This window comes from Streptomyces sp. NPDC048442 (assembly GCF_040651475.1).
In the GTDB taxonomy this organism is placed as follows: domain Bacteria; phylum Actinomycetota; class Actinomycetes; order Streptomycetales; family Streptomycetaceae; genus Streptomyces.
The window spans coordinates 390,862-403,178 of sequence record NZ_JBEZKB010000001.1; the positions used below are offsets into that span (position 1 = coordinate 390,862).

At 73.4% G+C, this 12,317-nt stretch carries 8 protein-coding genes; 6 read left to right on the top strand and 2 right to left on the bottom strand.

Going from position 1 to position 12,317, the window contains the following annotated elements:
* Positions 1-31 precede the first annotated feature (31 nt).
* Together AB0D18_RS01770 and AB0D18_RS01775 are read left to right on the top strand one after the other, a co-directional pair.
* Entirely contained in the window at positions 32-1,390 is a 1,359-nt protein-coding gene (locus AB0D18_RS01770; protein ID WP_362411031.1) for a VWA domain-containing protein, read from the top strand.
* A 106-nt stretch (positions 1,391-1,496) separates the two neighbouring features.
* Positions 1,497-2,516 (top strand): FHA domain-containing protein, encoded by a 1,020-nt coding sequence (locus AB0D18_RS01775; RefSeq protein WP_362411034.1) that lies wholly within the window; start codon positions 1,497-1,499, stop codon positions 2,514-2,516.
* 162 nt (positions 2,517-2,678) lie between these two features.
* Here the strand turns inward: AB0D18_RS01775 and AB0D18_RS01780 are convergent, their stop codons facing one another.
* A complete protein-coding gene (locus tag AB0D18_RS01780) occupies positions 2,679-3,644 on the bottom strand; it encodes a methyltransferase domain-containing protein (protein ID WP_362411037.1) in 966 nt (321 codons plus the stop codon).
* Positions 3,645-3,793: 149 nt separating this feature from the next.
* On the opposite strand from AB0D18_RS01780, the gene AB0D18_RS01785 reads away from it, so the two are divergent.
* From AB0D18_RS01785 to AB0D18_RS01800, 4 genes are all read left to right on the top strand, one after another.
* Positions 3,794-4,198: a globin gene (locus AB0D18_RS01785; RefSeq protein ID WP_362411040.1), complete on the top strand. Its 405-nt coding sequence runs from the start codon at positions 3,794-3,796 to the stop codon at positions 4,196-4,198.
* 188 nt (positions 4,199-4,386) lie between these two features.
* Positions 4,387-7,800 (top strand): ABC transporter permease, encoded by a 3,414-nt coding sequence (locus AB0D18_RS01790; RefSeq protein ID WP_362411042.1) that lies wholly within the window; start codon positions 4,387-4,389, stop codon positions 7,798-7,800.
* A gap of 45 nt (positions 7,801-7,845) precedes the next feature.
* The gene (locus AB0D18_RS01795; protein WP_362411045.1) at positions 7,846-10,641 is read left to right on the top strand and encodes an ABC transporter permease; all 2,796 of its coding nucleotides are present in this window, start codon (positions 7,846-7,848) and stop codon (positions 10,639-10,641) included.
* A complete protein-coding gene (locus AB0D18_RS01800; protein WP_362411048.1) occupies positions 10,638-11,606 on the top strand; it encodes an ABC transporter ATP-binding protein in 969 nt (322 codons plus the stop codon). Before AB0D18_RS01795 ends, AB0D18_RS01800 begins: the two co-directional genes overlap by 4 nt.
* A gap of 13 nt (positions 11,607-11,619) precedes the next feature.
* On the opposite strand, the gene AB0D18_RS01805 is transcribed toward AB0D18_RS01800, so the two are convergent.
* On the bottom strand, positions 11,620-12,294 hold the full coding sequence (locus AB0D18_RS01805) for a hypothetical protein (protein WP_362411051.1): 675 nt from the start codon (positions 12,292-12,294) through the stop codon (positions 11,620-11,622).
* Positions 12,295-12,317: the final 23 nt, after the last annotated feature.

Sequence of the window (12,317 nt, forward strand, 5' to 3'; positions counted from 1 at the left end):
GGTTTCGCAAGATTCGCTAGGAGCCGATTCGATGGCCAATTTCTCCAAGTCCAACGTGCCGCAGTTCTCCGTCGACGTGTACCAGAACGAGTTCCTGCCGGAGGGCGGCCGGGAGGTCAACGCGATCGTCACGGTGACCTCGACCGGCGGCGGCACCAGCGGCGGCTCGCCCCTCGCGGGCGCTTCCGCCTCGCCCTCGTACATACCCGGCCAGGACCCGACGGCCGCCGTGGTGATCATGGTGGACTGCTCGGGTTCGATGGACTACCCGCCGACGAAGATGCGCGGCGCCCGCGACGCGACGGCCGCGGCGATCGACGCGCTGCGCGACGGGACCGCCTTCGCGGTGGTCGGCGGCACCCACCTGGCCAAGGAGGTCTACCCCGGCCAGGGCAAGCTGGCCGTGGCGGACGCCTCGACCCGGGCCCAGGCCAAGGGCGCGCTGCGGTCGCTGACCGCGGGCGGCGGCACCGCGATCGGCACCTGGCTGCGCCTCACCGACCGGCTCCTGGCCTCCTCCGAGGCCCCCATCCGGCACGGCATCCTGCTGACGGACGGCCGCAACGAGCACGAGTCGCCGAAGGATCTGGCCGCCACCCTCGAAGCCGTGGCGGGCCGCTTCACCTGTGACGCCCGCGGTGTGGGCACGGACTGGGAAGTGAAAGAGGTCACGGGCATCGCGTCCGCGCTGCTCGGCACCGCGGACATCGTCGCGGACCCGGCGGAGCTGTCCGCGGACTTCACGCAGATGATGGAGAACGCGATGGGCAAGGAGGTCGCGGATGTGAATCTCCGCCTCTGGACGCCCGTCGGGGTCGAGATCAGGTTCGTCAAGCAGGTCGCCCCCACGGTCGAGGAGCTGACCTCCCGGCGCAGCGAGGCAGGGCCCCGCGCGGGCGACTACCCGACCGGTTCCTGGGGCGACGAGTCCCGCGACTACCACGTGTGCGTGGCGGTGCCGGAGGCCGGTGTGGGCCAGGAAATGCTGGCCGCGCGGGTCTCGCTGATCCTGCCTGACACCGCCGGCGGCTCCCCGCAGACCCTTTCCCAGGGGCTGATCAGGGCGGTCTGGACGGACGACATGGTGGCTTCCACGTCCATCAATCCGCAGGTCGCGCACTACACGGGCCAGGCGGAACTTGCACAAGCAATCCAACAGGGCCTGGATGCACGGAAGTCGGGCGATTTCGACGGCGCGACGTCCAAACTGGGACGGGCCGTACAGCTCGCGGCGGCGTCGGGGAACGCGGATACTGCGAAACTGCTTGCGAAGGTGGTGGACGTGGTCGACGAGGCGACGGGTACTGTGCGGCTGAAGGCGAAGGTCGCGGAAGCAGACGAGATGACTCTCGAAACGCGCTCCACGAAGACCGTCCGAGTAAAGAAGTAAGCCCAGTACAACTATTTTCGATTCTGAGCTGTACTAGAGCGATCTAGCAGCCGACCAGAGCTGTGTACGGCCTGCGGGCCGGACGAGGAGAGGGGGAAGCGCCGACATGCCGACCTGCCCGAACGGACACCAGTCGGGTTCCGACGACTGGTGCGAGGTCTGCGGCCATCGCATGACCGGCGCCGTGCCGCCGCCCCCGCCGCCACCGCCCGCGTACGGATACCCGCAGTCCGACCCCGGCCAGGGTCAGGGTTACGGGGGCCCCGACGCCACCGCACACGCCGAGCTGTGCCCGCAGTGCCGCACGCCGCGCGAGGCGATGGCACCGTACTGCGAGGAGTGCCGGTGGAACTTCCTCACGCACCAGGCCACCTCGTACGCACCGCCCGCACCGCAGCCGCCGCAGCAGCAGCACATGCAGCAGGGTTACGGGGCGCAGGCTCACGACCCGTACGAGTACCAGGGCTCGCGGCCCTCGCAGCTGAACCGGCCGGCCGAGCCCTTCCAGCAGCAGGGCCCGCAGGGCGGCTACCAGCAGGAGTACCAGCAGCAGCCGCAGCAGCCGGGCGTTGGCGAGGACGACTGGATGCTGCCACCTCCCTCGCACCAGCAGGGTGGCCCCGGCGGCTATCCGCAGCAGGGGCAGCACCCGCAGCAGGGCCAGCCGCAGGGCGGCTACCCGCAGGAGTACCAGCCGCAGGGCGGTCCTCAGGCAGGCGGCGGGCACTGGTCGGCGACGGTCGGACCCGACCGTGAGTACTTCATGGCGATGATGCAGCGCAGCGGCCCGGAGGCGGGCGCTCTGAACCTGCCCGCGTACTCGCCGGAGCAGCAGCTTCCGCTCACCGGCAACCAGATCACCATCGGCCGCCGCCGGCACTCCACCGGCGAGTCCCCCGACGTGGACCTGGCCGTCCCGCCGGAGGACCCGGGCGTCTCGCACCAGCACGCGGTGCTGGTGCAGCAGCCGGACGGCTCCTGGGCGGTCGTCGACCAGAACTCGACGAACGGCACGACGATCAACGGCGGCGAGGACCCGATCCAGCCGTACGTCCCGGTGCCCCTGCAGGACGGCGACCGGGTCCACGTGGGCGCCTGGACCACCATCACCGTCCACCGCGGCTGACAGACCGCTACGGCACGGCGGTGCCGCCCCCTGGGGGCCGCACCGCCGCCCGCCGCGCATCCCACCCTCGCGCGTCCTCACCCCACCCTCGCGCGTCCTCACCCCACCCCCGCGCGTCCTCACCCCACCCCCGCGCGCCCTCACCCCCACCCCCGCGCGCCCTCACCCCAGCGGCCACGCGTACGGCCCCGCCGGATCGTCCAGCCAGGCCCACTGCCCCACCCCGCTCACCGTCACCCCGAACCGCTCCCGCCTCGGCCGCCCCTCCAGGTGCCACAGCGCCAGCGCCTCGTGCGGATCGAGGCTGTTGGCACTGAGCGTCAGCAGGAAGCGGAACAGGTCGTTCTCCAGCGCCGACCGCGGCAGCCCGCCCGTATAGCGCGGCGCCGGCCCGGCAGGACCTCCGCGCAAGGGCACGAAGTACGCGGGGGTCGGCAGGAAGCGCCCCTCCGCGTACGACCCGTCCCGTACCCGCAGAGCGATCAGCCCCGTCGACAGCGGCGCCAGGATCCGCGCCCCCGGCCTGCACTGCCCCAGCCACTGCGGCGGCACCGAAGGCACGGTGCAGGTGGCCATGATCCGGTCGAACGGAGCACGCGCCGGGCAGCCCCGCGCCCCGTCGCCGGCCAGGACCACCGGTGCGTACCCGGCCCGCGCCAGGTGGGAACGGGCCGACTCCGCGATCTCCGGCTCCAGGTCGAGGCTGGTGACGTGCTCCTCGCCGAGCCGGTGGGAGAGGAGCGCCGCGTTGTAGCCGGTGCCCGCACCGACCTCCAGCACCTCGTGCCCCTCCCGTACCTCCAGCTCGTCCAGCATCCTGGCCATCAGCGAGGGCTGGCTGCTGGAGGAGAGCAGCACGCCGTCCCGCACCCGGGTGGCGAGCGCGGTGTCGGCGTAGACACCCCGCAGCCAGCGCTCCCGCCGCTGCGGGTCGGGGTCCTCGCCCCAGAGGCGTTCGGAGCCGCCGGGTCCGAATTTGAACCAGTACGGCACGAAGAGATGCCTCGGTACCGCGCCGAAGGCCGCCCGCCAGGCCGGGTCCTTCAGCGCGCCGGCCGCGGCGATCTCCCGTACCAGCGCGGCCCGCTCGTCGGCGTACAGGTCCACGAACTCCGCGTGTGCGCCCATGGGCCCACTGTCGCGCGAGCACCACCTCCTTGGCGAGGGTGCGAACGGGTGGGGTGCGAACGGACGGTGCGAACGGGCCAGGTGATGCCGTTCGGACCTCTGGTCCTAGGCCCAGGGTCCTCCGCCGCCCCGTCTGAGACGATGGAACGGTGAACGAGATTCCGCGGGGAACGCTTCAGGAGCAGACCTTCTACGAGCAGGTGGGCGGGGAGGCGACCTTCCGGCGCCTGGTGCACCGCTTCTACCAGGGCGTCGCCGAGGACCCGCTGCTGCGGCCGATGTACCCGGAGGAGGACCTCGGTCCGGCCGAGGAGCGGTTCACGCTGTTCCTGATGCAGTACTGGGGCGGCCCGCGCACCTACAGCGACGAGCGCGGCCACCCGCGGCTGCGGATGCGGCACGCGCCCTTCCAGGTGGACCGGGCGGCACACGACGCGTGGCTGAGCCACATGCGGGTGGCGGTCGACGAGCTGGGTCTGGAGGCCGAGCACGAGCGGCAGCTGTGGAACTACATGACGTACGCCGCCGCCTCCATGGTGAACACCGAGGGCTGAACTCCCCCTTTTCGCACCGAAGTTGGGCATGTTCCCCCGCCTGAAACCGGAATACGGTGATCCACTCCCGGATTTCGGCCACGATCACAGAAAAGCCGGAACGGCGGGCGGATTTCCCCCCTCTGATCCTCTGACAGCATCCGAAAGAGCTCCGGAAGTGCTTTCGAAGCAGGACGTCAGGGGAACGAGTGACGGGGTTTGTCTTTCTGCGGGTGCGCGCGCACCGGCTGCTGCTCACCGCGGCCCTCCTCGCGGTCCTGCTGACGACGTCCGTGCTGGCGGCCCTCACCGCCTTCTCGGGCTCGATCGGGGACGCGGGGCTGCGCCGCTCGCTGGGCTCGCGCGACGCTTCGGCCGCCTCCCTCACCGTGTCCAGCGGCGCCGTCACCGGGCAGACGCGGGCCGAGGCCGACAAGGTCGTACGGGAGGCGGGCCGGCGCACCTTCGACGGGCTGCCCACCCGCACCACCGCCCTCGACCAGTCCGGTCCCTACGCACTGCCCCGCACCCTCCAGCCGGCCGCGGCGCGCAAGGGCGAACCCGACCTGACCCGGTTCGCGGGGCTCGACCGCAACCGGGTGCGGCTGACCACGGGCGCCTGGCCGAGGCCCCTCCAGGGCTCCCCCGACAAGAACGCGGTCATCGAGGTCGCGCTCCCCGACAACGCTGCCAAACAGCTCAAGATCACCCCCGGCAGCACCGTCCTCACCCTCACCGACCGTCTCTCGGGACCGGCCAGGCAGATCCGTGTCACCGGCCTGTACGAGCCGAAGCGGCTCGGCGATCCGTACTGGAAGCTGGAGGAGCTGACCGGGCGCGGCATCCGGACCGCCACCTTCACCACGTACGGCCCGCTGCTCGCCGACCCTGCGCTGCTGCGCGCCGGGCACGTGTCTCACGGCACCGCCTCCTGGCTGGTCACCGCCGACTTCCGCACGGTGGACACGGCGCGCATCGGCGCGCTGCGCACGGCGGCCGCCGCAGGTGCGTCGTACGTGGCGGGGACGGCCCCCTTCAAGGGGTCGGTGTCCGTGGGCAACGGGCTGCCGACCGTCCTGGGCCAGGCGGAGCGGGCGCTGCTGGTGTCCCGGTCCACACTTCTGATCGTCTCGTTGCAGCTGGTGCTCCTCGCGGCGTACGCGCTGCTGCTGGTGGCCCGGCTGCTGAGCAGCGAGCGGGCCGGGGAGACCGAACTCCTCGTGGCGCGCGGCGCCTCGCGCGGGCGCATCGTCGCCCTGTCCGCCATCGAGGCCGGGTGTCTGGCGCTGCCCGCCGCGGTCGCCGCGCCGCTGCTCGCCGGCCCGCTGACCCGGCTGCTGTCCGGGCAGGGCACGCTCGGCGGGCTCGGGCTGACGCTGGACACCGGCGGGCCGCTGGGCACGGCCGGGCTCTGGCTGGTCGGGGCGGGCGTGGGGCTCGGCTGCGCGGCGGCCGTCGTCGCACCCGCCTTCTCGGCCGGGCGGGGCGGCAGCGGGCTCGGCCGCAGGCTCCGTTCGGTGCCCGCGCCGATGAAGGCGGGGGCGGACCTCGCGCTGCTGCTGATCGCGGTCGTCGCGTACTGGCAGCTGGACCGGCAGACCTCGGGCACCGGGCCGCTGACCGGCGACCGGAACGGCGAACTCGGGGTGGATCCGCTGCTCGTCGCCGCCCCGGCGCTCGCGCTGCTCGCGGGCACGGTACTGACGCTGCGGCTGCTGCCGCCGCTCGCCAAGCTCGCGGAGAAACGTGCCGCCAAGGGGCGCTCTCTGCCCGCAGCGCTCGCTGGCTGGCAGCTGAGCCGCCGTCCGCTGCGCGGCGCGGGCCCCGTGCTGCTGCTGGTGCTGGCCGTGGCGATGGGCATGCTGGCGATCGGTCAGGGCGCCTCGTGGGACCGTTCGCAGGAGGACCAGGCGGACTTCCGCAGTGGTGCCTCGATCCGGGTCACCGGTGGCGCGGGCGCCGGTTCCGCAATGGGCGACGTGTACGCGTCGGCGCCGGGTGTGACCTCCGCCGCCCCCGCCGCAAGGGTGCCGATGAACCTCTCGGACGACCGCACGGCGGACGTCCTGGCGCTGGACACCGCGCGGGCGACCGAGTCCCTGCTGCTCCGTGAGGACCTGGTGGAGGGCGGCGGCGACGGTTTCCGGAAGCAGACCGCCGCACTGGGCATCCAGGACAAGGACCGCAACGGGGTCGCCCTGCCGGGCAGCGGTTCCACCCTCACCCTGGACGTCGTCCTGCGCCGCTCCGACAACGCCCCCTCAAAGATGTCGAGCCGCATCACGGTCACCGTCGAGGACCGGTACGGCGTGACCCACCGGCTGCCGGCCGGGTCCGTGACCGCCGACGGGCGCGCGAAGGCGCTGACCGTGGACAGTGCGGCGGCCGGCCGGCCCGCCCCTCCGCTGCGCCTGACGGGCCTGGAGGCGACGGTCGCCCAGCCGCGCGGGGCCTCCGAGACCCACGTCCTGACGCTCCGTTCGCTGCGGAGCCCGGACGGCAGGGTCGAGTCCGTGCCCGTCGGCGTCTTCTGGTCGGGAACCGCGGTCGACGTGCTGGCGGACCGGGCCGGCGACCAGCAGGCACGTGCCAAGCTCCAGCCGTCCGCCCCCGGCGGGGGGCTCCTCGACGTCGTCTACCGGACGGGGGCGAACCGGATGACGGCAGAAGAGGAGCAGTGGGCCGGGTATCCCACGACGGCCGTGCACCTCTCCCTGTTCCGCGCCGCGCCCCAGAAGCTGTCGGCCGTCGCGACCGACGGGTTCCTGGCGGCCTCGGGCGCACGGCCAGGCTCGACGGTCGGTCTCGACGTCAACGGCGTCAACCTGACCTTCAAGGTCATCGGCGCCGTGCGGCAGCTGTCCACCACCGGGCCGGCGGGGGCGGAGACCGCCGGTGCCGCCGGTGCCACTGGGGCTGCTGGGACTGCCGGGGTCGCTGGGACTGCTGGGGCCGCTGGGGCCGCTGGGGCCAAGAGCGACGGCGGCGCTCTCCTCGTCGATCTGCGCGCCGTCAACCAGGAGCTGACCCGGAGGGAGGCGAACGCCCTGTCACCCACCGAGTGGTGGCTGGCCACCACGCCCGGCCGGACCGCCGAGGCCGCACAGTCGCTGCGCAACCGCCCCGACCTCGACCCGCAGCAGGTGCACGTACGGGACGAGACGCTGCGCGAGCTGTACGACGACCCCCTCGGCGCGGGCCCACAGGCGGCGCTGCTCGCGGTCGCCGTGGTGGCGGCGCTGCTGGCAGCGGTCGGTTTCGCGGTGGGCGCGGCGGGCTCGCTGCGGGAGCGGACCTCGGAGTTCGCGGTGCTCAGGGCGCTGGGCACACCGCCGAAACAGCTGGCCCGGCTGATCGCGGGCGAGCAGTCGCTCTTGATCGGCATCGCGCTGGTCGTCGGGCTGGCGCTGGGCGCCGTACTGACCAGGGCGGTGACACCGCTGATCGTGCTGACCGGGCAGGCCACCCAGCCGCTGCCCGGGGTACTGGTGCAGCTGCCCGCCGGGCAGGTCGCACTGCTGCTGGCGGGCGTCGTCGCCGTACCCCTGCTGGTCGTCCTGGTGCTCGCACTGCGCCGCGGCGATCCGGCCACCACACTGCGCGTCCAAGGAGGCGGCAACTGACATGAGCCACAGCACCCTCGCCTCCTCAAAGAGGCGGCAACTGACATGAGTCATCGCACTGTCGCCCCGTGGGTACGCACCCGGCTGCGCGCCGCACCAGGTGCCGCCGTCGCTCTGGGCGTGCTGGTCCTGATCACGGCGTTCCTCGCCTCGGCGTTCCCGCGCGCGCTGGACCGCGCCCAGGACTCGGGCCTGCGGGGCGAGATCGCCTCGGCCCCCGCCGCCCAGCGGGTGCTCCAGGCCGTCGGCGCACCGGGCGACGTGGCGGCCCCGCCGGAGATCCGGGAGCAGTCCCTGAGCCCGGCCGTGCTCAGTGGCGTGCTCGACAAGCTGGTCAAGGCGCCCGCGAAACCGCTCCAGGTGACCCGCGCGGGCTCGGCGTACGGGGTCCGTACGTCCAAGCCGCTGGCCTCGCCGGACAGGTCGCTGCCCCGACTGAGCGACGCGCAGCCGGAGTTCGTGGTGACCGCCCGGTCGGGGCTGGCCGAGCACTCCCGGTTCGTCGAGGGCCGCGCGCCCCGGCACCGGGGAAAGCCCGTCGCTGCGGTGCTCGACCTGGAGGCCGCGGTCAGCACGGCCACGGCCAGGACCCTGCGGCTCAAGGTCGGTTCGGTGGTGCACCTCGACGCCAGGGAGACCGGTGCCACCACGGGCAACTCCGCCCGGGTGAAGATCACCGGCATCCTCGCCCCGTACGCCCCGGAGTCCACCTACTGGTCCGTCGAGCCGCTGCTGCACCAGCCCGGGGTCCAGGTCACGAAGCTCGCGCCCGACGACACGCACTGGCTGTCCGCCCTGCTGCTGGCCCCCGACGCCGGCGGCGCACTCCTCTCCCTCGACCCGCAACCCGAAACGTTCTGGGAGATCCCCACCCGCACCGGCCATCTCACGGCCCTCGACGCGCAGCCCCTGGCCAGCGCGGTGGCGAGCCTGGAGACCGGCCCCGCGGCCACCGCCCTGCGCGAGAGCCTCGGCCGCCCGGTCATGGTCACCACCGACCTCGAAAAGCTGGTCGCCTCCTTCGAGGCCACCCGCACCGCGGTCGTCCCGGTCGTCGCCGTCGCCGCCTTCGGAGTGGGTACGGTCGCCGCCGCCGTCCTCCTGATGGCCGGCGCCCTCGCCGGGGCCCGCCGGTCCGCCGAGCTGGCGCTCGTACGGGCGCGGGGCGGTTCGGTGCGTGGCCTGGTGCGGCGGCTGTGGACGGAGCTCGCGGTGGTCGTGCTGCCGGCCGCCGCGCTGGGCTGGCTGGCCTCGCTCCTGCTGCTGCCGGGCGCCCGGCCGGCCGCTCCCGCGCTCGCGGCGGCGGCTGTCGCCCTGCTCGCCAGTGCGGGGCTGCCCCTGCGGGCGGCCCTCGCCCATCTGCGGCCGCGCGTGCACGGCGACCGCACCGATGTCGCAGAGGCAAAACCGTCGCGGCGCCGTACGGTCGCCGAACTCACCCTCGTCGTCCTGATGGTGGGCGCCGTCGCCGCGCTGCGTCGGCGCGGCACGGACGGCGAGGTCGACCAACTGGTCAGCGCCGCCCCGGTGCTGGTGGGAGTGGTCGCGTCGTTCGTGCTCGTACGGCTGTATCCGCTGCCACTGCGCATGGTGGCCCGGCCGATGGCGCTGCGCCGGGGCGCGGTCGGTTTCCTGTCGGCGGCCAGGGCGGGGCGCTCCCCCGCCGCGGCGACTCTGCCGCTGCTGGCGCTGCTGCTCGCCCTGACGACGGCCGCTTTCGGCGGTTCCGTGCTGGCGGGCGTGGCCGAATCGCGGGACCGGGCCGCGACGGAGCAGGTGGGCGCGGACGCCAGGCTGCAGAACGACCGGGCGGGCTTCGACGCACGCACGCTGGCCGCCGTCAGCAAGGTTCCCGGTGTGCGTGAGGTCAGCGCGGTCGGCGTCGACACCATGATCACGCTGCCGGACGGCAAGAGCGAGGTCTCGCTGGTGGCGGTCGACCCCGAGTCGTACGCCCGCCTCGCGCGCGGTACGGACAACGGCGGCTTCGCACCCTCCGCACTGAACCCCTCAGCGGGCGGCGGCAGGGACGGCAAGAGCAAGGACGGCAAGGGCAAGGACGGCAAGGGCAAGGTCTTCCCCGTCCTCGCCTCCCCCGAGACCGCTGCCCGCCTCGGCAACGACCCCGCCATCGCCCTGCGCAGCGCCCTCTACGGCGGCTTCACGACGCGCGTCGCGGGCACCGTGAAAAGCACCCCGGCCCTGCGCGAGGGTGAGTTCATGCTGATCAGCACCGCCGCCCTCCCCCGCTACAGGCCCTCGACCCTGCTGCTCACCGGCACCGACCCGAGCGCCCTGGACCGCACGGCGCTGCAGAGCGCCGCGGGCGCGGGCACGCAGGTGCATCTGTGGGCCCAGGAGCGGGACAAGTTCGTCAGCCGGCCGTTCCAGCAGGGCGCCGAGCGGATCTATACGACGGCGGTCGCGGCCGGCGCGGGCTTCGCCGTCCTCGCCGTACTGCTCTCCCTCCTCCAGGCCTCCCCCGAGCGCAAGGCGCTCCTGGCCAGGCTGCGCACGATGGGCCTCACCCGAGCTCAGGGCAGGCGGCTGCTGATCTTCGAGTCGCTGCCGCAGGCACTGCTGGCCGCGTGCGGCGGGGCGCTGGTCGGCTGGGCGGCCGTCCAACTCCTCGCCCCCGATATCGATCTGGGCGTACTCGCTCTGGCCGCGAAGGCGCAGATTCCCGGGTCCGCGCCCGTTCTGCTGCGTACGGACGTCTGGTCGCTGCTCGTCCCCGCGCTCGCGGTGGTGTGCATCGCGGCCGGGGTGGCGGCGGTCCAGGCCTGGTGGTCCACCCGCGTGACGACAACGACCGAACTCAGGGCAGGAGACGCGCGATGACCGACACCACGACGACCGCGGGCACCGGAACCACTCTCGCGGAGCTGGAGCAACGGGCCGCGTCCCGGCGCAACCGCCCCGAGTTCGGCCACGACGCGTTGATCTCCTGCGACCGGCTGGTGCGCGTGTTCACCACGGACGGGGTGGAGGTGCAGGCCCTCCAGGGGCTCGATCTGCTGGTCGAGGAGGGCGAGTTGATGGCTCTGGTGGGGGCGTCGGGCAGCGGCAAGTCCACGCTGATGAACATCCTCGCGGGCCTCGACGAGCCGACGGCGGGTGCGGCGAAGGTGGGGGGCTGCGACCTGCTGACGATGGGTGCCAAGGAGCGGCTGAACTACCGGCGCAACGTGGTCGGCTTCATCTGGCAGCAGACCGCCCGCAACCTCCTCCCGTACCTGACATCGGCTCAGAACGTGGCGCTGCCCATGCAGCTGAAGGGCCGCGGCAAGGCTGCCGAGCGCACCGCGCGGGTGGATCAGCTGCTGTCGATGATGGATGTCGCGGCCTGCCGCGACCGGCGCCCCTCTCAGATGTCGGGCGGCCAGCAGCAGCGGGTGGCCATCGCGGTCGCCCTGGCCAACCAGCCCTCGGTGCTCCTCGCGGACGAGCCGACGGGCGAGCTGGACTCCACGACCGCCGATCAGATCTTCGGGGCGTTCCGCAGGGCGAACGAGGAGCTGGGCACGACGATCGTCATCGTCACCCACGACCAGTCGGTGGCCACCGAGGTCCGCCGCACCGTGGCCATCCGCGACGGCCGTACGTCGACGGAGGTGCTGCGGCGCACGGAGGTGGACGCGGAGACCGGCCAGGAGTCGGTGGTGGCCCGCGAGTACGCGATGCTCGACCGGGCGGGCAGGCTCCAGCTCCCGGCGGAGTACACGCAGTCGCTGGACATGCGGCACCGCGTCATGCTGGAACTGGAGCAGGACCACATCGGCATCTGGCCGGACGACCAGCGGTAGAAAACCCCGGGGCTCAGGCGGGTGCCACGCTCAGCATCCCGAACCCGCCGGACGCCCTGCGGACCGTCACCGATCCGTAAGGGGTACGGAGGCGGAGCCAGCTCCCCGCGGAGAGCAGCGCCACCGGCACGCCGGGCCGCAGGAAACCCAGCGACTGGGCGGCGTGCACGGCCCGCAGCGGGAGTTCGGTCCCCCCGAGCGTCCGTGACCAGATGTCGCGGCCGATCAGGTCCCGGGCCGCCCTGGTCCGCCCCTCGGGGGCCAACTCCTCGTCCCGGGAACGGAATTCGGCGACCGCAGCGGATACGACGCCCCGCATGGCAGCGGCGTCCGGCACTCCTTCGACCAGCTGCCAGCCGCCGCGCGGCGGCAGCACGCCGGCCCACGGCGGCCCGGTGACGGCCTCGGGCACGGTCACCGTGCCGGTCGGCTCGTCGATCGCTTCGAGGAGTTCACCGGCGGACACGGTCACGTCGAGTGCGGCGGGCCGGGCCAGCCGGGCCGTCCGTACGGCGAGGACCTCGAAGGACGGCGGCCGTCCGAAGACGGCCAGCGCGGCGCCCTCCGACTGGAGGCGGACGGCGGCGGCCCGGTCGTAATGGATCAGCCGGGCGAGGAAGGCGGCGAGGTCCGCCGCTTCCCCCGCCCCGTCCAGCTCCAGCGTCCGGGCCCCCGTCCGTACCGTCATGCCCGCTCCGTCGTCATGCCCGG